At 60.6% G+C, this 21,145-nt stretch carries 18 protein-coding genes; 2 read left to right on the plus strand and 16 right to left on the minus strand.

Annotated features, from left to right (window positions below; all coding sequences use genetic code 11):
* Positions 1–96: 96 nt before the first annotated feature.
* Positions 97–891 (plus strand): LytR/AlgR family response regulator transcription factor, encoded by a 795-nt coding sequence (locus IEW18_RS12300; protein ID WP_188558157.1) that lies wholly within the window; start codon positions 97–99, stop codon positions 889–891.
* A 4-nt stretch (positions 892–895) separates the two neighbouring features.
* Here the strand turns inward: IEW18_RS12300 and IEW18_RS12305 are convergent, their stop codons facing one another.
* From IEW18_RS12305 to IEW18_RS12380, 16 genes are all read right to left on the minus strand, one after another.
* Complete coding sequence (locus IEW18_RS12305) at positions 896–1,330, minus strand: hypothetical protein (protein WP_188558158.1); 435 nt, start codon at positions 1,328–1,330, stop codon at positions 896–898.
* Between the two features lie 12 nt (positions 1,331–1,342).
* Positions 1,343–2,131, minus strand: a complete 789-nt coding sequence (locus tag IEW18_RS12310; RefSeq protein WP_188558159.1) for a LytR/AlgR family response regulator transcription factor — start codon at positions 2,129–2,131, stop codon at positions 1,343–1,345.
* 228 nt (positions 2,132–2,359) lie between these two features.
* Positions 2,360–2,869 carry a flavodoxin family protein gene (locus IEW18_RS12315; RefSeq protein WP_188558160.1) on the minus strand — a complete coding sequence of 170 codons (510 nt, stop codon included), beginning with the start codon at positions 2,867–2,869 and terminating at the stop codon, positions 2,360–2,362.
* An 85-nt stretch (positions 2,870–2,954) separates the two neighbouring features.
* Entirely contained in the window at positions 2,955–3,425 is a 471-nt protein-coding gene (locus IEW18_RS12320; RefSeq protein ID WP_188558161.1) for a DoxX family protein, read from the minus strand.
* 23 nt (positions 3,426–3,448) lie between these two features.
* A complete protein-coding gene (locus IEW18_RS12325; RefSeq protein ID WP_188558162.1) occupies positions 3,449–4,501 on the minus strand; it encodes a sensor histidine kinase in 1,053 nt (350 codons plus the stop codon).
* Between the two features lie 3 nt (positions 4,502–4,504).
* Positions 4,505–5,461 carry an alpha/beta fold hydrolase gene (locus IEW18_RS12330; protein ID WP_188558163.1) on the minus strand — a complete coding sequence of 319 codons (957 nt, stop codon included), beginning with the start codon at positions 5,459–5,461 and terminating at the stop codon, positions 4,505–4,507.
* A 320-nt stretch (positions 5,462–5,781) separates the two neighbouring features.
* Complete coding sequence (gene leuB, locus IEW18_RS12335) at positions 5,782–6,906, minus strand: 3-isopropylmalate dehydrogenase (protein ID WP_188558164.1); 1,125 nt, start codon at positions 6,904–6,906, stop codon at positions 5,782–5,784.
* Entirely contained in the window at positions 6,894–7,493 is a 600-nt protein-coding gene (gene leuD, locus IEW18_RS12340; RefSeq protein ID WP_188558165.1) for a 3-isopropylmalate dehydratase small subunit, read from the minus strand. Before leuD ends, leuB begins: the two co-directional genes overlap by 13 nt.
* Before the next feature lie 254 nt (positions 7,494–7,747).
* Positions 7,748–9,145 (minus strand): 3-isopropylmalate dehydratase large subunit, encoded by a 1,398-nt coding sequence (gene leuC / locus IEW18_RS12345; RefSeq protein WP_188558166.1) that lies wholly within the window; start codon positions 9,143–9,145, stop codon positions 7,748–7,750.
* Between the two features lie 199 nt (positions 9,146–9,344).
* Complete coding sequence (locus IEW18_RS12350) at positions 9,345–10,511, minus strand: 2-isopropylmalate synthase (RefSeq protein ID WP_188558167.1); 1,167 nt, start codon at positions 10,509–10,511, stop codon at positions 9,345–9,347.
* A 382-nt stretch (positions 10,512–10,893) separates the two neighbouring features.
* Complete coding sequence (gene ilvA, locus IEW18_RS12355) at positions 10,894–12,171, minus strand: threonine ammonia-lyase IlvA (RefSeq protein ID WP_188558168.1); 1,278 nt, start codon at positions 12,169–12,171, stop codon at positions 10,894–10,896.
* Positions 12,172–12,311: 140 nt separating this feature from the next.
* A complete protein-coding gene (ilvC, locus tag IEW18_RS12360; RefSeq protein ID WP_188558169.1) occupies positions 12,312–13,385 on the minus strand; it encodes a ketol-acid reductoisomerase in 1,074 nt (357 codons plus the stop codon).
* A gap of 231 nt (positions 13,386–13,616) precedes the next feature.
* Positions 13,617–14,222: an acetolactate synthase small subunit gene (gene ilvN, locus IEW18_RS12365; protein WP_188558170.1), complete on the minus strand. Its 606-nt coding sequence runs from the start codon at positions 14,220–14,222 to the stop codon at positions 13,617–13,619.
* A 192-nt stretch (positions 14,223–14,414) separates the two neighbouring features.
* Entirely contained in the window at positions 14,415–16,178 is a 1,764-nt protein-coding gene (gene ilvB / locus IEW18_RS12370) for a biosynthetic-type acetolactate synthase large subunit (RefSeq protein ID WP_188558171.1), read from the minus strand.
* A complete protein-coding gene (ilvD, locus tag IEW18_RS12375) occupies positions 16,135–17,862 on the minus strand; it encodes a dihydroxy-acid dehydratase (RefSeq protein WP_188558172.1) in 1,728 nt (575 codons plus the stop codon). Before ilvD ends, ilvB begins: the two co-directional genes overlap by 44 nt.
* Before the next feature lie 230 nt (positions 17,863–18,092).
* Positions 18,093–19,001 (minus strand): branched-chain amino acid transaminase, encoded by a 909-nt coding sequence (locus IEW18_RS12380; protein ID WP_188558173.1) that lies wholly within the window; start codon positions 18,999–19,001, stop codon positions 18,093–18,095.
* A gap of 529 nt (positions 19,002–19,530) precedes the next feature.
* Here IEW18_RS12380 and IEW18_RS12385 point away from each other — a divergent pair.
* Entirely contained in the window at positions 19,531–21,075 is a 1,545-nt protein-coding gene (locus tag IEW18_RS12385; protein WP_229728724.1) for a tetratricopeptide repeat protein, read from the plus strand.
* Positions 21,076–21,145: the final 70 nt, after the last annotated feature.

The raw sequence follows: 21,145 nt of genomic DNA on the forward strand, positions 1-21,145 counted from the left end.
GCAAGATGTTGCGTCTCTACCACCGGCCTTGAACAGCGCTTCGCGGCTACCTTTAGCACCCTATAATTCCTTTCCTTTCGCTTACTACCTGCCGCTATGCCTTCCATTGCTACCCCACTTCGTGCCCTCATCATTGAAGACGAACCCCTGGCTGCCCGCCGACTCACGGAGCTGCTGCGCAAACAGCCGCGGCCGGTGGAGGTAGTGGGTAAGGCCGAATCGGTGGCGGAGGCGGAGGCGTTGCTGCACGCTGTGCGCCCCGCGCCCGATGTGCTGTTTCTCGATATTCACCTGGCCGACGGGCTGAGCTTCGAGCTGTTTGAGCGCCTGGAAATCAGCAGCCCCGTCATCTTCACCACCGCCTACGACAAGTACGCCCTGCGCGCCTTCAAGGTGAACAGCGTGGACTACCTGCTCAAGCCCATTGACCCGGAGGAGCTGACGGCGGCCCTGCAGAAGCTGGAGCGCCAGCGCCGGGCCGCTACCCCCACCTTCGACGCCAACCTGCTGGCCCAGGTGCTGCGCCAGGCCCAGCCGGCCCGGGAGTACAAGTCGCGCTTCGTGGTGCGGGTAGGGGAGCACCTCAAGGCCATTCCGGTGGAGCAGATTGCCTACTTCGCCAGCCTGGAAAAAGTGACCCTGCTGCACACCCGCGAGGGCCGCAAGTTCGTCGTCGACTACACCCTAGAGCAGCTCGAAAGCATGCTCGACCCCACCGAGTTCTTCCGCCTCAACCGCGCCTACCTGGCCCACGCCGAAGCCATCCACGACATCATCCACTACACCAACTCCCGCCTCCAAACCATCCTCAAGCCCACCGCCCCCGACAACGACACCGTCCTAGTCAGCCGCGAAAAAGTCTCCGCTTTCAAGGCCTGGCTAGATCGGTGAGATACTACTGTTGTTTGAGCTTCATGCGCACTAGGGTACCCTGCAGGCCCATCTTATCATATTCAATGAGGGTATCACCGCTTAGGTAATAGTCGAATCGAAACTTGTTAGTGTGAACACTTACTTTAGGCTGGTGATATTTTGTGGGTTCGTAGGTTACTTTAATAGCTGATTCATAAAAGAAGTAGCGGTCAGCTGGAAAGGAGGCCCCAATTTCTTTCTCTCGATCAGTAAACGTGGTGTACGTGCCTGTCGAATCAGCTTTGATTTTGACAAGCGTAAAGCCTCCTTTATCGTGCCCAATCCAAGTGCCTTCTAATTCTTGAAGGCCTCCTGTTTCGCCAAGTTGCGTTAGCGCAGGCGAGGAAGTGGGATTTGGTTCACAGGCCCCTAGCAAGCACAAAGCGGCGACAAAAAACACAGTCTGGAAAGGTTTCATAGCCGTAAGGTATTACCCCTCCAGCCAGCTTTTCACGGCTGCAGCCTTCTCCCGGCTTACCAGCACTTCCTCACTGGGGGCCGGCTGCAAATCCAGCAGCAGCTTGCCGTTGAAGTGGGGGTGCAGGCGCTGCACGGCGGGCAGCTGGGCAATAAACTGACGGTTAAGGCGGAAAAATTGCGTGGGGTCCAGCAAGCTTTCCAGCTGCTCCAGGGTGTAGTCTACTACGAAGCGGCGGTTGTCGGTGGTGGCGAGGGTAGTGGTTTCGTGGCGGCTCTGGAACCAGGCTACTTGCGCTACGGGTAGGGGCAGGAGCTGCTCGCCGCTACGCACCAGGAAGCGGGTTTTGTACTGGCGGTCGGGGTGGGGTAAGGCGTCGAGCAGGCGCTCCAGGCGGTGAGCGGAATCAATGGCAGCTCCAGACGCCGGGGCGGCGGCCGGCGCGGCGCGCCACTCCCGCAGCTTCGTGAGGGCCGCCTGCAACTCGGCCAGCTTCACGGGTTTCAGCAGGTAATCGACGCTGTTGGCCTTGAAGGCCCGGATGGCGTAGGCATCGTAGGCGGTGGTAAAAATAACCGGGCTACGTACCAGCAGCTGGTCGAAGATTTCCAGACTCAGGCCGTCAGCCAGCTGAATGTCCGAGAGGATAAGATCCGGAGCCGGGTTGCTGCTAAGCCACTGCACGGCCCCGGTCACGCTGTCGAGCACGGCCGCTACCTGGGCCTCGGGGGCGGCTTGCTGGAGCAGGCGCTGGAGCCGCTCGGCGGCCGGGTATTCATCTTCGAGCAGCAGAACGGTCATGCCAGTGGTGAAATGGTGAGATGGTGAAATAGTGAGTTTGCTGTTCTAGGCTGTGTGGACGCAGATACCAAAGACCGTCATGCCGAGCCGGAGGTGCAGCATCTGGCGTGCTGACGTTGTAGTAGTAACTCAGAAATCAGCACGCCAGATACTTCGTCCCTGGCGTGCTGCGCCACCTGTTCGGCATGACGGCCTTGGTCTGAGTAGAAACCTGGCGGTCTACACAGCCTAGTTGCCTACGAGGCTGATCTTCTGGGCGAACTGACGGGCGGCTTCAACCGGAAAGGGCTGTTTGAGCGACTGGTAGAGCGTGCCCTCGAACTTCATGTTGAAGTACTCCGCCGTGCGGCGAAATGGCACCTCAAAGCCTTCGGGCAGCTCTTGGTCGGAGCCCACGGCGAGCAGGAACACGTGCTTGCCACGCAGCCCCCGGCCCAGCTGCTTGTGCGGAGGCTCGGTCAGGTCGGTCAGGCGGTCGAAGAAGTCTTTCATAATTCCGCTCATGCTGTACCAATACACCGGCGTGGCAAACACAACGACGGGGTGGTGCAGCAGCAGGTCCGCCAGCGCGAGAAACGTATCCCGGGCGGGGTACTCTTGCCGGTAGTTATACGGAGCCATCGGCCCCTGCTGCAAATCAACTAGTTGGTAAGGAACATCGGTTAGCACTTGAGAAACCAGGCGGCGGGTGTCGCCATCGGAGCGGGCACTTCCCAGGATAACCAGGGGCTTGTTCATAGGCGTTATGATGCGTGAGCAAACTCTCGGGAGGTAGTAATCCTCGCTCGGGGCTTGGTGATGAAAGCGGGGGTAGTACGGCTGGTTAGAAGGCCGTTTCAGCCGTCAGGTGCAGGCCAAAGTACCACGTCCAGGCCAGAAAGAACAGCTGCAGTGGCACCCGAAACCAGAGGTAGCGCGGGCCGGGGCCATCCAGGGTGCCCGTTTGGTAGTTGAGGTTCCGGCGGGCCGCCAGGATGTTGGCGGGCAAAATCAGTAGGAAGAAAACCAGCAGGCAACCAGCCGTTATGCCTCGCAGCGAGGGAAATAGCAGGCCCACGGCCGCGGCCAGTTCCAGCACGCCGGTGGCGTACACCCACGCCTGTTTGGCGGGCAGAAAAGCTGGCAGCATCAGCATCATGCCCTGGGTAAAGGCAAAGTGGGCGGCCCCGGTGAACAGCAGCATAGCTGCCAGGGCCCCGTTGCCCGCCAGCAGGTAGTTTGGGGCACCTTGAAGGAAATACGTGCCGGCCAGGAGCAAGCCGAACACGACCAGCAAGACAAACAGTGGTTTCATAAAGGAAGGAAGGAAAGGAGAGCCTACGCTGCCGCAAGCAGCGGCAGCCGCACCCGAAACCAACCATCGGCAGCGCTGACTTCAACCGGCTGCGGCGCTTGCAACAGCTCGTAGCGGTGGCGCACGTTGCGCAAGCCGGTGCCGGTGCCCGCCGCCAGCCCGGCGGTGCGGGGGCGCAGTGTGTTTTCGACCAGAAAGTAACCGGTAGCCACCTCGGCCCTGAGGCGCAGCTCCAAGGGGTGCTCTCGCGAGGCTACGTTGTGCTTCAGGGCATTTTCCACCAGCAGCTGAATGCTGAGCGGGGCCACGTGCAGGGGCAGGGCCGCCGCCGGAATGTGCTGTACTACCCGCAGATTGTCGCGGAAGCGGACTTTGTGCAGGGCCAGGTAGGTTTCTACAAAGGCCAGCTCCTCGCTCAGCGGCACGGTGGTTCGGTCGCGGGCCAACAGCACGTAGCGGTACACATCCGAAAGCTGCTCCACAAACTGCTGGGCCGGCTCGTTTTCGGGCTCAATGAGGGCCGAGAGGGTGTTGAGGGAGTTGAAGAGAAAGTGCGGGTCGAGCTGACTTTGCAGGGCTTCGAGCTGACTTTGCACCCCGGCGCTTTGCAGCTGTTCGGCCCGGCGCACGTTCTCGGCCCACTGCCGAAAGAAATTCCAGCTTTCGTAAATGAGCTGAATGACGATGGTGGGCACCATGTTCAGCCCAAACTCAAACCAAAACGTGGACCAGGTGAGGTGCCCGTCTTGCAGCAGCCCCGCAATGCTGCCCAGAATCAGCGTCACGGCGGCCGTAATCAGGGTGTTGATGCTGGCCAGCAGCCAGAGCCGCCGGGAGGTCTGCTCCACCCGCGGAAAGCGGCGGAACAAGGCAATCCACAGGGCCCGGCCCGTGAGCCAGAAGGAGCAGGTGAACCCAATCGAAATAACCCAGTTCACCAGAAACACCGGCACTGAGGGTACGTGCAGAATGCCCCGCGGCAGCAGCACCAGCAAAGCCAGCACCGGAATGCCGATGAGCAGAAACCACCGGTCGTTGATGCGGATGGGATTGGGGAGCGGGGCGGCTTCGGGCATGGACTACAACGTACGGGGCAGGTGCTGCACGAAGCTAACCACCGCCTGCCGAAACCGCAGCGGCTGCTCCAGAAAGGAGTAGTGCTTGCCCGGCAGCACGACCACCTGCTGCCTCAGGAACCGGAACGACTGCGGCGTGGCGCCCGTGGTGCGGTCGTCTTGGCCCGCAATAATCAGCGTAGGCATGGTAAGCTGGGCCGTGCCGGGCACGTAGTCCCGGCCGTAATCGGGCAGGCGGCCGCTGAACACTTGGGTAGCAAAGTCCTGGTTGGTGGGCACCGCGCGGGCGGCGTGGCTGGCGCGGGCGGCCAAGGAATCGGCCGAGTACTGGAGCTGATAGGCCAGTTTCTTCTGCTGCAACGCGCCCATCACCAGGCCAAAGCGCTGCATCATCGGGATATTCGGGTTGGGCTGCTCGGTGGGGGGTAGCAGGGAGGTACCGTACTGCAACATGCTTTCCAGCGAGGCCGTGGGGTTCAGCACGCTATTCACCAGCACCAGCGCCTGCACCCGCTGCGGGTATTGGGTGGCGTAGGCCGTGGCAATGGTGCCCCCAAAGGAGTGCGCCAGCACTACCCACTTCTCTAGGCCCAAGTGCTGGCGCAGCTCTTCCAAATCCTGCACCATGCGCGCCATCGAGTAGTTTTTGCGCGGCGAGCTGGCCGAGCGCCCACTACCCCGCTGGTCGAAGTAGATCATGCGCAAGTCACTTTCCAGTCGGTTGCCGCCCAGCTTCTCAAAGGAATAGCTGCCCGCGCCCGGTCCGCCATGCACAAACACGCACGGCGTACCCCGGCCCGCCACCTGCACAAATAGCCGCACCGAGTCGGAGGTGAGCAGGGTGGTAGCGCCGTTGGTGAGTGTGGTCGGTTTGCTTTGCGCCCAGGCGTGACCTAGGCTGGTCAGGAGCAGCAAGCAGGCGAGTAGCGCGGAGAATGGACGGAAGCGGGGGCTGGTCATGGGAGAGGAGGTAGGAGGTTTGAGACTAGGGTGATAACTGGTTCAAACCTCCTAAAAACGCTCTATTACTACCAGCGCAATCCGGGCGAAACGCACCCAGAGCGGGGCGAAGCAGGAGAAAGGGCAAGGTCAAAAGCAAGCCTCCAGACCTGTCATTCCGAGCGGATCGAGGAATCTGGGTTATCCGCAAGAGGCCAACCCAGATTCCTCGCTCCGCTCGGAATGACAGTTTTAGTATCTATTCTATTACCAAAAAAAGCCCAGGCATCAAGCGTTGCCGCCTGACACCCGGGCTTCACCAACCCACCCCTGGGTGTAGCTTAAATAATGGTGCTCATGCCGAGCTTGATGTTGTTGCGGTGCACCTCACAGTCGGCAATATCCAGCACGCTGTAGGCAATGAAGTTGCCCACCTGCTCGGTGGTGTAGAGCGTGGTCGGGTTCAGTTCTGGCGTTACTACCCCTTGGTCGAGAGCGTGTTGCACGGCGTCGCGCACGCAGTCGGCTTCCTCCTGGAGGTGGAAATGGTCGAGGAGCATGGCAGCTGAGAGGATGGTGGCAATGGGGTTGGCAATGCCTTTGCCCTTGGCCTGGGGGTAGGAGCCGTGAATGGGCTCGAACAGCGCCGCCCCGTCACCCACGGAGGCCGACGGCAGCAGGCCTAGCGAGCCGGCAATAACTGAGGCTTCATCCGAAATAATGTCGCCAAACATGTTTTCCGTCAGGATAACATCGAACTGCTTGGGGTTGAGGATGATTTGCATGGCCGCATTGTCCACGAACAGGTAGTCGAGGGCTACGCTGGGGTACTCGGGGGCAATGCTCTGCACGGTTTCGCGCCAGAGGCGGGAGGTTTCCAGCACGTTGGCCTTATCGACGAGCGTGACTTTGTGGCGGCGCGTTTCGGCCGCTTTAAAGGCCCGGTGCGCAATGCGCAGGATTTCGTCGCGGTGGTAGGTACAGTGGTCGTAGGCGCTGGCGCGGTCCTCGCTACGGCCTTTCTCCCCGAAGTAGATGCCGCCGGTCAGCTCCCGGAAAATCAGAATGTCGGTACCCTGAATCCGCTCGGCTTTCAGCGGGGAATGCGCCAGCAGCTGGTCGTAGGCCGTAATGGGGCGGATATTAGCGTAGAGGCCTAGGGCCTTGCGCAACCCCAGCAGCCCCTGCTCGGGGCGCACTTTGGCGGTGGGGTCGTTGTCGTACTTGGGGTCCCCGATGGCACCGAGCAGCACCGCATCGGCCTGGCGGCAGGCCTGCAGGGTAGCCTCGGGTAGGGGCGAGCCGGTGGCATCGATGGCGCAGGCTCCCATCAATTGGTAGTCGAAGGTAAACTCATGCCCGAAACGGCTGGATACGGCCCGCAGCACACGCACGGCCTCGCTGCACACCTCGGGGCCAATCCCGTCGCCGGGCAACACCACAATCCGTTTGCTTAAAATATCCATGACCGTTGTTGTTCGTAGGCCGTAATGGCCGCCTCCTGGCTAATGAGAAAATCGATGTCGTCGTACCCGTTGAGCAGGCATTCTTTCTTGTAAGGATCCAGCCCGAAATGAATGGCCTGAGCCCAACCCGGCACCGTGAGCGTCTGGGCCCGCAAATCCACCGTCAGCGTGGCCTGCGCATCCTCTGCTACCACCTCAAACAAGCCCTGCAGCACCTCGTCCGACACTTGCAGCGGCAGCAGCCCCGTGTTCAGGGCATTGCCCCGGAAAATATCGGCGAAGTAGCTGCTGATAACCACCCGAAAACCAGCGTCGGCCAATGCCCAGGCGGCGTGCTCCCGGCTCGAGCCGCACCCGAAATTCTTGCCGGCCAGCAAAATCTGGTGGCCCAGGTAGCGGGCATCGTTCAGCACGAAATCCGCCTTAGGCTGCCCATCAGCGGCGTAGCGCCAGTCGGCAAACAGGTTTGCACCGAATCCTGCGCGGGTCGTCGCCTTCAGAAAGCGCGCCGGGATAATCTGGTCGGTATCCACATTTTCTATCGGAAGCGGCACCACGCCGGAGCGTAGCGTCTGGAATTTTTCCATGGGAGTAGGGAAATTAACTATTACTGAACGTCATGCTGAGCTTGCCGAAGCATCTTTCCCGCTTCGTTGCAGGTGTCTGTTCACTAGCCCAGGGTTTAAATCCTGGGCTATGGAGCGGTGACGTTGCTAGGCCAATTGAGTTAGCCAGCGGAAGAGATGCTTCGGCAAGCTCAGCAGGCCAGTTAGTGTGGCAACGTCAGCACGCGAGATGTCTCGACAAGCTCGACAGGACGTTCTGTTTGGTCGTTCTGAATCTAATTCACATACTGCGTGATGTCCACCAACCGGCCTTCCACGGCGGTAATGGCGGCTACCAGGGGGCTGGCTAGCAGGGTGCGGGCTCCCGGGCCCTGGCGGCCTTCGAAGTTGCGGTTGGAGGTAGACACGCAGTAGGCGCCGGCCGGAATCTTGTCGTCGTTCATGGCCAGACAGGCGCTGCAGCCTGGTTCGCGCAGCTCGAAGCCGGCGTCGGCCAGCACTTTGTCGAGGCCTTCGGCAATGGCCTGCTGCTCTACCTGTTTGGAGCCCGGCACGATGATGGCCTCCACGTGGGCGGCCTTGCGCTTGCCCCGCACGTAGGCCGCCACGGTGCGCAAATCCTCAATGCGCGAGTTGGTGCAGCTGCCAATAAACACGTAGTTGATTTTCTTGCCCAGCAGCGACTCGCCCGGCTGGAACCCCATATAGCGCAACGACTTATCGAAGCTAGTAGCCTCGCTACCCCCGTTAAGCACCGGAATGCTGGCCGACAGCGGAATGCCCATGCCGGGGTTGGTACCGTAGGTAATCATGGGCTGAATGGCCCCGGCATCGAACTGCAGCTCGGCATCAAACTGGGCGTCCTCGTCCGAATACAGCGTCTGCCAGTAGACCACGGCCCGGTCCCAATTCTCCCCCTGGGGCGCAAATCGGCGGCCTTGTAGGTAATCAAAGGTGGTAGCATCTGGGGCAATGAGGCCGCCGCGGGCGCCCATTTCGATGCTCATATTGCAGACCGTCATGCGGCCTTCCATGCTCAGGCCCCGGATGGCGCTGCCGGCGTACTCCACGAAGTAGCCCGTGGCCCCGCCCGTGCCCAGCTGGGAAATGACGTAGAGAATCAAATCCTTGGCCGTGACGCCGGGCCGCAGCTCCCCGTCGAGGGTGATGCGCATGCGCTTGGGCTTATCCAGCAGCAGGCACTGCGAGGCCATGACCTGCGTCACCTGGCTGGTGCCAATGCCAAAGGCAATGGTCCCGAAGGCGCCGTGAGTGGAGGTGTGCGAGTCGCCGCAGACCATGGTCAGGCCCGGCTGCGTGATGCCCAGTTCCGGCCCAATCACGTGCACGATGCCCTGGTACGGGTGGCCCAGACCATACAGCTCCACGCCAAACTTAGCGCAGTTCTCGGTGAGCTTATCCACCTGGGAGCGGGACAGCGGGTCCTGAATCGGCTGGTTTTGGTGGCGGGTAGGTACGTTGTGGTCGGCCGTGGCCACAATTTGCTCTGGGCGGCGCAGCGTAAGGCCGCGGGCCGTCAGCTCGTCAAACGCCTGCGGGCTGGTGACTTCGTGAATCAGGTGGCGGTCGATGTAAAACACGGTGAGGCCACCGGCCACTTCGCGCACCACGTGCGCGTCCCAGATTTTATCGAATAAGGTCTTGGATGACATGGGGGAGGGGTGGGAATTTTGAACGTCAGATGTTGGGCTGTAGGGACGCGTATTCGCGTCTGCTGCGTGCTGACGTTGGCCCGTGTAGAGACGCAACATCTTGCGTCTCGGCGTTGCTGATGTTGTTTATTTAGGCTGTTCCAGGCCAGTCGTTCTGCCGTGAGACGCAACATATTGCGTCTCTACACGGGCCAACCTACTACCCCACCGTCACTAGCTGTTCCTGCTCCACCATCACGTGCAAGTCCTCGTCTACCACCTCTTTTTGGCGGTCGGCGAGGACTAGGAAGGAGGCGTAGGCCTTGTTGAGGGCGGTGCGGTCGAAGTCGTAGCCGATTTTCTGGAGGCGGTAAGCCAGGGCGGCGCGGCCGGAGCGGGCCGTCAGCACAATGGCCGAGTCGGGCATGCCCACTTCGTGCGGGTCGATGATTTCGTAGGTTTCGCGGTGCTTGATGACGCCGTCCTGGTGAATGCCGCTGGAGTGCGAAAACGCGTTGGCGCCCACAATGGCCTTGTTCGGCTGCACCGGCATGCTCATCAGGTGCGACACCATAGCCGAAGTTTCGGCCAGCAGCTTGGTGTTGATGCCCGTCTCAAAGTTGAGGTAAGGGTGTTGGCGCAGCACCATCACGGCTTCTTCCAGGGCCGTGTTGCCGGCCCGCTCGCCCACCCCGTTGATGGTGCACTCTACCTGCCGGGCGCCGCCCAACACGCCCGCAATGGAGTTGGCCGTAGCCATGCCCAGGTCGTTGTGACAGTGAGTAGAAAGGCGCACGTGCTCAATGCCGCGCACGTTATCGGCCAGGTACTTAATCTTAGCCCCGTATTCACTCGGCAGGCAGTAGCCAGTAGTATCGGGGATGTTGAGCACGGTGGCGCCGGCCCGGATGGCGGCCTCACAGACGCGGGCCAGAAACTCGTTGTCGGTGCGGCCGGCGTCTTCGGTGTAAAACTCCACGTCCTCCACGAACGATTTCGCCAGCTTCACGGCTGCCACGGCCCGCTCCAGCACTTTCTCGGGGGTAGTGCACAGCTTGAATCGGATATGAGAATCGGAAGTACCAATGCCGGTGTGAATGCGCGGGTGCCGGGCCGATTTCAACGCCTCGGCGGCCGTAACAATATCGTTTTCCACAGCCCGGGAGAGGCCACAGACGGTAGCGTGACGCGTTTGAGCCGCAATTGCTGCTACCGCCGCAAAGTCGCCCGGACTCGACACCGGAAAACCGGCCTCAATCACATCTACGCCGAGTAGCTCCAGCTGGCGGGCAATCAGCAGTTTCTCGTCCCGGTTCAGCTTGCAGCCCGGCACCTGTTCCCCGTCGCGCAGGGTCGTGTCGAAGATGTGGATTTTCTGAGTTGCCATGTCTCTAGGGTTCAGTCAGCGCAAAATGCTGCCCGCAAGAACACGGCTTGGGCGTCAGAGTGAAAACGGGTTGGTGATAGGCTTACTATTTCTAAAAGTTGATTTTTGTTTTATAAGTTGCTGATATAAAGATAATTGAAGCAAGTGTAAATACAGCGGCAAAGCTCTAAAGAACGAAGCTCCCCTCCTCAGATGAGGAGGGGTTGGGGGTGGTTGATGATGTAGGGACAATTGCTGGCCCTAGTTCGCCTCACCCCTAGCCCCTCTCCAGGGGGAGAGGGGAACTAGCTCTAGTAGTCGTTCTACTGCCCATCAACCACCCCCAGCCCCTCCTCATCTGAGGAGGGGAGCTAGTTTTCTAGCTTCTAATTCTAGTACGTGCTTACACCAGCAAGCTCAGGAAATCCTGCTTGCCGTTGAGGTATTCGTAGCCGAAGCCCTCGGCGGCCATGCGCAGCTGGATGCCCTCGATGTCGTGGGGGCGCTGGACTTCGAGGCCGATGAAGACGGGGCCTTTTTCCTTGTTGTTCTTCTTGATGTACTGGAACTGGATGATGTCGTCGCCCTCGCCCTCGCGCAGAACGTGGTTGACGAAGCGGCGCAGGGCGCCGGGCTTCTGGTTGAAGGTGACCAGGAAGTAGTGCTTGCGGCCCTGGTGGCGCATGGCCCGCTCCTTGATGTCCTCCATGCGGGTGATGTCGTTGTTGGAGCCGCTGAGCACGCACACCACCGTTTTGCCCCGGATCTGGTCGGCGTACTGGTGCAGGGCCGAGATGCTGAGCGTACCAGCCGGCTCCAGCACAATGCCTTCCTCGTTGTACATCTTCAGCAGGTCCTCGCACACCTGGCCTTCCGGCACCAGGGCTACCTCGTCCAGCAGCTCCCGACACAGCTCAAACGTCAGTTCGCCGGGGCACTTCACGGCCGCGCCGTCTACGAAGCTCTCAATGTGCTCCAGGGGCTGCCGTAGGCCAGTCTGGATGGCGCGCTGCATGGAAGGCGCGCCGAGCGGTTGCACGCCAATGAGCTTGGTGTGCGGACTCAGCTGCCGAAACACGCTGCCCACCCCCGAGGCCAGGCCCCCGCCGCCAATCGGCATAAAGCAGTAGTCAATGGAGGCCGGCGCGTCGCGCAGAATCTCCAGGCCCACGGTGGCTTGGCCTTCCACAATGGCCAAGTCGTCGAAGGGGTGCACGAAGGTGCTGCCGCGCTGGTTGCAGAAGTCTTTCGCGGCCTGGTAGGTATCATCGAAGGTAGCCCCCGTGAGGACGACTTCTACCTGATCTTTCCCGAACAAGCGTACTTTGTTTACCTTCTGGGCCGGGGTTTGGGCGGGCATGAAGATGTGGCCGCGGATGCCCAGCAGCTGGCAGGCATAGGCTACCCCCTGGGCGTGGTTGCCGGCGCTAGCGCACACTACCGCCCGCTGTTGCTGCTCCCGGCTCAGGCCGGCCATCTTGTTATACGCCCCCCGGATTTTGTAGGAACGCACCACCTGCAAATCCTCGCGCTTCAGGTACACCTGCGCCCCGTACGCCTCCGATAGGCCCAGGTTGTGCTGCAGCAGCGTGTTGTAAATAACGCCGTCCAGCGTGCGCGCCGCCCGTTCCACGTTTTCCAGCCGCACGGTGGGGGCGGAGGTTAAAGTATCTGATTCCATAGGAAATAGGTTGTCAGCAATAAAAGTGAACGTCATGCAGAGGCGGAGCCGAAGCATCTCGCGTGCAGTCGTCTGGTTTACTACCTATCATCAGCACGCGAGATGCTTCGGCTCCGCCTCTGCATGACGTTCAGGAAGATTTAAGGGGCGCTTAGCTCCTCTACTTTCTCGGTGGCTTTGGAGCGCAGCTCGCGCACGGTGGCGCCGGTTTGCCACAGCTCCGAGTCGCGCACTTCTTTCAGCTCGGCTTCCAATTCCTGGCGGTAGCCGGGGGTAGAGCCGCGCTGAATGGTGCGGGCGGCTTCGGCGCCGGAGGCTACGCTGTCGTAGAGTTCGTTGAGCACGGGCAGGGTAGCCTCGCGGAAGCGGCCTTTCCAGTCGAGGGCGCCGCGCTGGGCCGTGACGGAGCAGTTGCTGAACATCCAGTCCATGCCGTTTTCGCCCACCAGCGGCACCAGGCTCTGGGTGAGTTCTTCTACCGTTTCGTTGAACGCCTCGGAAGGGGAGTGCCCGCGCTGGCGCAGCACCTGGTACTGAGCCTCGATGATGCCGGCCAGGGCCCCCATGAGCACGCCCCGCTCGCCGGTAAGGTCGGAGTACACCTCGCGCTTGAAGTCCGTTTCGAACAGGTAGCCCGAGCCGACCCCGATGCCCAGGGCAATGGCCTTGTCGTAGGCGTGGCCGGTCGCGTCCTGGTACACGGCAAACGAGGAGTTCAGGCCCCCGCCGGCCACAAACAGGCGGCGCAGGCTAGTACCGCTCCCCTTCGGGGCCACCAGCACCACATCCACGTCGGCGGGCGGCACGATGCCGGTTTGGTCGTTGAACGTGATGCCGAAGCCGTGGGAGAAGTACAGGGTTTTGCCGGGCGTCAGCTTGGCTTTGAGGGTGGGCCACACCGCAATCTGGCCGGCGTCGGAGAGCAGGTTGGCAATGATGGTGCCCCGCTCGGCGGCTTCCTCAATGTCGAACAGGGTTTCGCCTTCCACCCAACCATCGGCTTCGGCCTTGCTCCAGGACGCGGAGTCGCGGCGCTGCCCGATGATGACGTGGAAGCCATTGTCGCGCAGGTTTAGGGCCTGGCCGGGGCCCTGTACCCCGTAGCCAATCACGGCAATGGTTTCGTTTTGCAGAATGGCGCGGGCTTTATCCAGGGGAAATTCGTCGCGGGTGACTACGTGCTCTTCTACGCCGCCAAAGTTGATGGTTGCCATGATGTTGGGTATTGGGTTGGAAGATGAATTTGTGTAGTTGCTATTCACTAGCCCAGGGTTTAAACCCTGGGCTATGGAGCCGGTCTTTGTGTTTTCAGGCGGTCATGCTGAGCGGAGCCGAAGCATCTCTATCTCTGACTAATTACAAGGCCTCGCACCGACTCAATGAAGCGGTAGAGATGCTTCGACAAGCTCAGCATGACGGTCTTTCGGTAGTAAGTAGTAAATAGCCTACATCGTGAACACCTTGTCGCGGCTGTTGAGGTAGTCGTTTTCGCTGACCTCGGGGCTGGGCTCGGTGCGCTCGAACTCGCGGAGTTTGTGGTGGAAGCCCTGGCTGTCTTTGATGATGGCAATGCGGGCCGAGCGCACGAACTCAATGAGGCCGTAGGGCTGCAGCACCGCCAGGAGCTTGTCGGTTTCCTCGCGGTGACCGGTGGTTTCGAACACGGTGTAATCCTTGCGAATGACCACGGCGCGGGCTCCGTGCTCCCGCAACAGCCGCTCTACCAGGGCCCGCTCGGCAATGATGTCGGTGGGCACTTTGTAGAGGGCCATTTCCTGCCAGATGACGTCCTCGTTGGGGTTGAAGTACACCTTGAGCACCTCCACCTGCTTCTCAATCTGGCGGGCAATCTTGCGCACCACCTCCTCGGTTTCCACCACCACAATATTGAAGCGGTGAATGCCTTCGACCTCCGAAGGGGAGGTGTTGAGGCTCTCGATGTTGATTTTGCGCCGGGAGAAGATGATGGCAATGCGGTTCAGCAGCCCCACTTGGTTTTCGGTGTAGGCTGTGATGTTGTACTCCCGCCGGTCGATGGATTGCTGGGTCATGGCGCTGTAGGCTGTAGAGACGCAATATTTTGCGTCTCTCCGTTGCTGATGTTGTTTAGGTTGTCATTCCGACGCAAGAGGAATCTGGGTCCTCATTCAACGATTTGATCCAGATTCCTCTTGCGTCGGAATGACAACTGGGGCTGCCCGTTCTGGCGCTGAGACGCAACATGTTGCGTCTCTACAGTCGTTCTACTTCAGCCGAATCTCCCCAACCCCGCAGCCCTGGGGCACCATGGGGAAGATGTTGTTCTCTTTCGTTACCATCACCTCCAGCAGGAAGGAGCCGGGATGTTCCAGCATCTCGCGCAGGGCGGGTTGCAGCGCGGGGCGGTTGTCTACGCGGCGGCCGGTAATGCGGTAGCCGCGGGCCACAGTCACGTAGTCGGGGCTGGCAATGTCCACGAAGGAGTAGCGCCGGTCGTGGAACAGCTCCTGCCACTGGCGCACCATGCCCAGGAACTGGTTGTTGAGCAGCAGGATTTTCACGTTCACGCCGGTTTGCATGATGGTGCCCAGCTCCTGAATCGTCATCTGCATGCCCCCGTCGCCGATGACGGCTACTACCGTGCGCGCCGGCGCGCCGTATTTGGCTCCAATGGCGGCGGGCAGGGCAAAGCCCATGGTGCCCAGGCCCCCGCTAGTGATGTTGCTGCGGGTATGGTTGAGCCGGGCGTAGCGGCAGGCCACCATCTGGTGCTGGCCTACGTCGGTCACGATGATGGCCTCGCCCTGGGTCAGCTCGTTGAGCTGCTGAATTACCTCGCCCATGGTCAGCTCGTCGGAGGTTGGGAACAGCTCATCCTGGATGACGGCCGCTATTTCCTCCGCGTCGTGGTCGAGGAAGCGTTGGCGCCACTCGGGGTAGGTGCGGGCTTCCACCAGCTCCGTGAGCAGGGGTAGGGTTTCCTGGCAGTCACCCCACACGGGCACGGTGGCCTTCACGTTCTTGTCGATTTCCGTGGGGTCGATGTCGAGGTGAATGACCTGGGCCTGCTTGGCGTATTTGTCGAGGCGGCCCGTTACCCGGTCGTCGAAGCGCATGCCAATGGCAATGAGCACGTCGCACTCGTTGGTCAGCACGTTGGGGCCGTAGTTGCCGTGCATGCCCAGCATGCCCACGTTCAGGGGGTGGCCGGTGGGTAGTGCGCCCGCCCCGAGAATGGTCCAGGCGGCTGGAATCCCACTTTTCTCAATGAACTGCCGGAACTCCTGCTCCGCCTGGCCCAGCAGCACGCCCTGGCCCCAGAGCACCAAGGGGCGCTGGGCTTGGTTGATGAGCACCGCCGCCTGCGCCACGTACTCCGGGCGCACGACGGGCCGAGGCCGGTAGCTGCGGATGTGGGTGCAGGGCTGATAGGGCGCAAAATCGGCCTTCTGCAGCTGGGCGTTCTTGGTAATGTCAATCAGTACGGGGCCGGGGCGGCCGCTGCGCGCAATGTAGAAGGCCTTGGCCAGCGCCTCCGGAATTTCACTGGCGTCCGTTACCTGATGGTTCCACTTGGTAATGGGCGTGGTAATGTTGATGATGTCGGTTTCCTGGAAGGCATCCGTGCCCAGCAAATGCGCGAACACCTGACCCGTGATGCACACCAGCGGCGTGCTGTCAATCAGGGCATCGGCGAGGCCTGTTACGAGGTTGGTGGCGCCGGGCCCACTGGTGGCAAACACTACCCCCACCCTCCCCGACGACCGCGCGTAGCCCTGGGCCGCGTGAATGCCGCCCTGCTCGTGGCGTACCAGCACGTGGTTGAGCTGATCCCGGAAATCGTAAAGCGCATCATAAATTGGGATGATGGCGCCGCCGGGGTAACCAAACACGGTGTCCACGCCCTCCGCCAGTAGGGCGTGCAGCGTGGCCTCGGCTCCCGACAAGGTGCGGGTAGCGGGCTCCGCCGTGGCTACGGCCGTTTCAGGCAAGGTTGGCGCGGGCTGGGGTGATGGGTTCGAATACATGGTCTTCCTGGTAATCGGTGATACAGCCGCGGCTCGCGTCGCTCACGGTGCGGATATACTTCAGCAGCACGCCTTGTTGCACGGTGGGCCGGGGCCGCTGCCACTGCTGGCGGCGCAGCTCCAGCAGGGCGTCCTCTACCTGCACCTCCATGGTGTTGGTGCCGGCATCCAGCACAATCCAGTCGCCGTTTTCAACCAGCGCAATGGTGCCGCCGTCGTACGCCTCGGGGCACACGTGCCCGATGACAAAGCCGTGGGTGCCGCCCGAAAAGCGGCCATCGGTAATCAGGGCTACCTTGTCGCCCAGGCCGGCCCCAATGATGGCCGAGGTAGGCTTGAGCATCTCCGGCATGCCCGGCCCGCCCTTGGGGCCCACGTAGCGAATCACGACGACCTGGCCGGGCTGAATCTTGCCCTGCGAAATGCCTTCGTTCAGCTCCTCTTCGGAGTTGAACACAATGGCCGGGCCTTCAAACCGCAGGCCTTCCTTGCCGGTGATTTTGGCCACCGCACCCCTTGCGGCCAGGTTGCCATACAGAATCTGAATGTGACCGTCGGCTTTGATGGGGTTATCTAAGGGGCGAAGCAAGTCCTGCTCGGCACCCAAGGGCTGCACGTCGGCGAGGTTTTCGGCGAGGGTCTTACCCGTTACCGTCAGCAGGTCGCCGTGGAGCAGGCCGAGGTTCAGCAGGGTTTTCATCACGGCCGGCACCCCGCCCAAGGCTGAGAGGTCTTCCATCAGATACTTGCCGCTAGGCTTGAGGTCGGCCAGTACCGGCGTGCGGTTGCTCACGGCCTGAAAGTCCTCCATGGTCAGCGGCACGCCGGCGGCGTGGGCAATGGCAATCAGGTGAAGCACGGCGTTGGTGGAGCCGCCCAGCACCGTGGTCATCACCAGGGCATTTTCGAAGGCCTCGCGCACCAGAATATCGCGCGGCTTGAGGTCGAGTTCGAGCAGGCGGCGCAGGTAGGCGCCGGCCGAGCGGCACTCCTGCTGCTTCTCCTGGCTCACGGCGGGGGAGGACGAGGAAAACGGGACGCTCATGCCCAGCGTTTCGATGGCCGCCGCCATGGTATTCGCCGTGTACATGCCCCCGCAGGCCCCGGGCCCTGGGCAGGCATTGTGGATGATGCCCCGGTAATCCTCGTCCGATATCTGCCCCTGCAGCTTCTGCCCGTAAGCCTCAAAGCACGAGACAATGTTGAGCTGCTGCCCCTTGAACGTGCCGCCTTTTATGGTACCCCCGTACACCATGAGCGAAGGCCGGTTCAGGCGGGCCATGGCAATGAGGGCGCCCGGCATGTTTTTGTCGCAGCCCATCACGCAGGCCAGGGCATCGTAGTTGTGCGCCCCGGCCATGGCCTCAATGGAATCGGCAATAATTTCCCTGGAAACCAGAGAGTAGCGCATGCCCGCCGTGCCATTCGTAATGCCATCCGACACGCCGATGGTGTTAAACCGCAACCCCACCAGCCCCTGCTCCTGCACGCCTACCTTCACCTGGTCGGCCAGGCCATTGAGGTGCATGTTGCAGGTGTTGCCCTCGAAGCCCGTGGAGCAGATGCCCACGAACGGCTTATGCAAATCAGCGTCCGAAAGCCCCGAGCCAATGAGCATGGCCTGGGACGCCGGCAGGCTGTCGTCCTGGGTGTAGATGCGGCTGTATTTGTTCAGAAGGGTCATGGGAGGGGTGTAGAGACGCAATATGTTGCGTCTCGTCGTTGCTGATGTTGTTTACTTGGGCCTTTCTGGCGGGGCACCTCACCCCCGACCCCCTCTCCGAAAAAGGAGAGGGGGAGCCAAGGGGGCATTAATGCATCCTGTATCTAAAGCAAGGCGGTTACTTTACTCTTAATCGTCTGGCTCCCCCTTTCCCGCGGAGAGGGGGGCAGGGGGGAGGCCCCTCTAGGTCACTACCGCTGCGGCTCAACCACGCGGGCAGTGCGGGCTACCGTCTGCCCGGTCACCAAGGCGTGGTAGTGGCTGGAAAGCATGCCGCCAATGGTCTGCTGGAAAGGTGTATCAAAGCTGATGTCATCCACGGAGGCCACCCCGATAACCTCGGCGGCGGTACCCGTCATGAAGGCGGCGGAAGCAGTGCGTAGCTCCTCGGGCGTGAAGAACTTCTCGTGCACCATGATGCCGGCTTCCCGGGCCAGGTCGATGATGGTGTTGCGGGTGATGCCGCGCAGGATGCTGCCCGCGGGAGCCGTGAACAGCTCGCCGTTGCGCTCGAAGAAGAAGTTGGCGCCGGGGCCTTCGGCTACGTAGCCGTTCATATCCAGGAGCAGGGCCTCGTCGTAGCCGCGGCCCTTGGCCTCGGAGCTGGCAATGATGGAGTTGACGTAGTGGCCCGCCACTTTCGCCTCAATGGGCACCGCCTTGGGGTTGGGCCGCTCGTAGGGCGACACCGTCAGGCGCAGCAACTGGTCGCCGAGGTATTTGCCCCATTCCCACACCGCAATCAGCACGTTGCTGCTCGTGGCCGCCTTCAGGCTCATGTTGGGGGTAGCGGCAAACACCAGCGGCCGAATGTAGGCGTCGGTCAGGTGGTTGCGCTCCAGCACCTCGTAGCTGATGCGCGTGAGTTCCTCCACCGAGTACTCCAGGGGCAAACCAATGGATTTACAGGAGTAGTGCAGGCGCTCGTAGTGCTGCTCCGCCTTGAAAATGCGGGCTCCGGCCGGCGTGTTGTAGGCCCGGATGCCTTCAAACACGGCGTACCCGTAGTGCAACGACTGGGCATACACTCCACAAGTAGCCTGCCCGGCCGGCACAAACTCACCATCCAGGAAGGCAACGGTATTACTGCTGTAGTACATGAAATTCAGGGCTAGGAAAAGAATAGGGAGGAAGTCGGTATATGAAAAAGCCTTCCTGAGCACCGGGCTAAGAAAGGCTTGCTGTGACGATGAACACGCAGTTCCTTTCAGCCCGGAAGCGGCAGCGTAATGACTGGCAGCGTAATGACTGAGAGCACGGGCAGGCAAGACGATTTCATGGGAGGCAAAAACGGAAGAAGGATGTAGCAGAGGAAAGAAACGAAAGCTCGGCAGCGCCTTGGTTGGGTTCTATTCTTTTCAGGACGCAACGGCCGCTGCTGGTGTATTCGGTAAGAGTTGCTCGGGTGATGGTGGACCGCCGGCTTGCCGCAGGTGACGAAAGAAATAGTGCTGACCAGAAGGTGGAAAAATGCTCGAGCCTATCATCTTTACAGCGGTAGGATGCACGCAAGTACTGGAGCCGATAAGCAGCTCGAAAACTTTTTTCTCAATTACATACTATTTCAAAATCTTGACTATGCAACTATAAGTACTTTGTAATCAATGCATTGACTTTTAGATAAATACAATGCCCAACGAAAGCACCGACCCGGTTTTTCAGCTCATCAAGACGTTGACCCGCACCGAAAAGCGGCACTTTCGCCTGTTTGCCAACCGGCAGGGCTCTACCGATGGGCTGAAGTTTCTGCAGCTTTTCGATGCCCTGGATGGGCAGGAGCGCTACGACGAGGAGCGGGTGCTGGCCCAGGTGCCGGCCATTAAAAAAGTGCAAGTAGCCAACCTAAAGGCCAACCTGTACCGGCAGCTGCTGGCCAGCTTGCGCATGTACCACGCCGGCCACAACCTCGATATTCAGCTCCGCGAGCAGCTCGATTACGCCCGCGTGCTCTACAACCGGGGCCTCTACCAGCAGAGCCTGCGCATGTTGGAAAAGGTAAAGGCCACGGCCCAGCAAACCGAAATGCAGCACATTGTGCTGCTGGCGCTGGATTTTGAGAAACTGATTGAGGGGCAGTACATTACCCGCAGCCTGCGCGGCCGGGCCCGGGAATTGTCGGATGAGGCTACGGACACGGTGCGGCACGTGGCCCGCGAGCATGAGCTGTCGAACCTGGCTCTGCGCATGTACGGGCGCTACCTCAAAATTGGGCACACCCGCAACCAGCAGGACTACGAGAAGATTACGGCTTACTTCCGCGAAGGACTGCCCGTGCTCGACCCGCGGCAGGCCGGCTTCTTCGAGCAGCTCTACTACTACCAGGCCCACGTCTGGTACTACACCATCACCCAGAATTTCCGCTTCTGCTTCCGCTACGCCCAGAAGTGGGTTGATTTGTTTGAGCACAACCCGCTCATGCAGGAGCAGCAGCCCATGCTCTACATTAAAGGCCTGCACAACCTGCTTATTACGGCCCACAACCTGCTGTACTACAGCAAGTTTGAGCAGGTGCTGCGCCAGCTGGAGGCCTACGCCGCCGACCCGGATCGGCGCACCAGTCCTAACATTGAAATGCTGCTGTTCCTGTACATCTACACGAACCGGCTCAACGGCTACTTCATGCGCGGGCAGTTCACGGAAGGCCTCCGCATTATCCCGGAGCTGCTGGAAAAGCTGGACTATTTCCGCCTGCAACTCGACCCGCACCGGCGCCTGGTGTTCTACTACAAAATTGCCAGCCTCTACTTCGGCAGCGGCCAATCTGATAAGGCCATTGAGTACCTCAACAAGGTTATTTACCTCAAGGAGGCGAGCCTACGCGAAGACATTCAGTGCTTTGCCCGCATCCTGAATCTGATTGCCCACTACGAGGCCGGCCGCGACGAAGCCCTGGACTACCAGATCCGCTCGGTGTACCGCTTCTTGGGCAAAATGAACGACCAGCAGCAGATGCAGGAGGCTATCTTCCAGTTCCTGCGCAACCTCGGCGACGTCGCGCCTTCCCAGCTAAAAGACGCCTTCATCAAGCTGAAAAACAAGCTCATCCGCATTGCTGAAAACCCCTTTGAGCGCCGCCCCTTTCTCTACCTGGACATCATTTCCTGGCTGGAAAGCAAGATTGAAAACGTGCCCGTGCAGGAGGTTATTCGGCGCAAGTTTCGGCAGCTGAAGTAAAGTCCGCCAGAGAAAGGAGCCTACCTGTTTCGCTGCTACCAAAGTTGGCGGAGTTGGCGTAGATTGACCG

Origin of the sequence: Hymenobacter glacieicola (genome assembly GCF_014640315.1) — a bacterium.
GTDB lineage: Bacteria > Bacteroidota > Bacteroidia > Cytophagales > Hymenobacteraceae > Hymenobacter > Hymenobacter glacieicola.

Bases quoted from the DNA above. Each gene is read 5' to 3' on its own strand.
- IEW18_RS12300 (WP_188558157.1), top strand. From the start codon at position 97: ATGCCTTCCATTGCTACCCCACTTCGTGCCCTCATCATTGAAGACGAA.
- IEW18_RS12305 (WP_188558158.1), bottom strand. From the start codon at position 1,330: ATGAAACCTTTCCAGACTGTGTTTTTTGTCGCCGCTTTGTGCTTGCTA.
- IEW18_RS12310 (WP_188558159.1), bottom strand. From the start codon at position 2,131: ATGACCGTTCTGCTGCTCGAAGATGAATACCCGGCCGCCGAGCGGCTC.
- IEW18_RS12315 (WP_188558160.1), bottom strand. From the start codon at position 2,869: ATGAACAAGCCCCTGGTTATCCTGGGAAGTGCCCGCTCCGATGGCGAC.
- IEW18_RS12320 (WP_188558161.1), bottom strand. From the start codon at position 3,425: ATGAAACCACTGTTTGTCTTGCTGGTCGTGTTCGGCTTGCTCCTGGCC.
- IEW18_RS12325 (WP_188558162.1), bottom strand. From the start codon at position 4,501: ATGCCCGAAGCCGCCCCGCTCCCCAATCCCATCCGCATCAACGACCGG.
- IEW18_RS12330 (WP_188558163.1), bottom strand. From the start codon at position 5,461: ATGACCAGCCCCCGCTTCCGTCCATTCTCCGCGCTACTCGCCTGCTTG.
- leuB (WP_188558164.1), bottom strand. From the start codon at position 6,906: ATGGATATTTTAAGCAAACGGATTGTGGTGTTGCCCGGCGACGGGATT.
- leuD (WP_188558165.1), bottom strand. From the start codon at position 7,493: ATGGAAAAATTCCAGACGCTACGCTCCGGCGTGGTGCCGCTTCCGATA.
- leuC (WP_188558166.1), bottom strand. From the start codon at position 9,145: ATGTCATCCAAGACCTTATTCGATAAAATCTGGGACGCGCACGTGGTG.
- IEW18_RS12350 (WP_188558167.1), bottom strand. From the start codon at position 10,511: ATGGCAACTCAGAAAATCCACATCTTCGACACGACCCTGCGCGACGGG.
- ilvA (WP_188558168.1), bottom strand. From the start codon at position 12,171: ATGGAATCAGATACTTTAACCTCCGCCCCCACCGTGCGGCTGGAAAAC.
- ilvC (WP_188558169.1), bottom strand. From the start codon at position 13,385: ATGGCAACCATCAACTTTGGCGGCGTAGAAGAGCACGTAGTCACCCGC.
- ilvN (WP_188558170.1), bottom strand. From the start codon at position 14,222: ATGACCCAGCAATCCATCGACCGGCGGGAGTACAACATCACAGCCTAC.
- ilvB (WP_188558171.1), bottom strand. From the start codon at position 16,178: ATGTATTCGAACCCATCACCCCAGCCCGCGCCAACCTTGCCTGAAACG.
- ilvD (WP_188558172.1), bottom strand. From the start codon at position 17,862: ATGACCCTTCTGAACAAATACAGCCGCATCTACACCCAGGACGACAGC.
- IEW18_RS12380 (WP_188558173.1), bottom strand. From the start codon at position 19,001: ATGTACTACAGCAGTAATACCGTTGCCTTCCTGGATGGTGAGTTTGTG.
- IEW18_RS12385 (WP_229728724.1), top strand. From the start codon at position 19,531: ATGCCCAACGAAAGCACCGACCCGGTTTTTCAGCTCATCAAGACGTTG.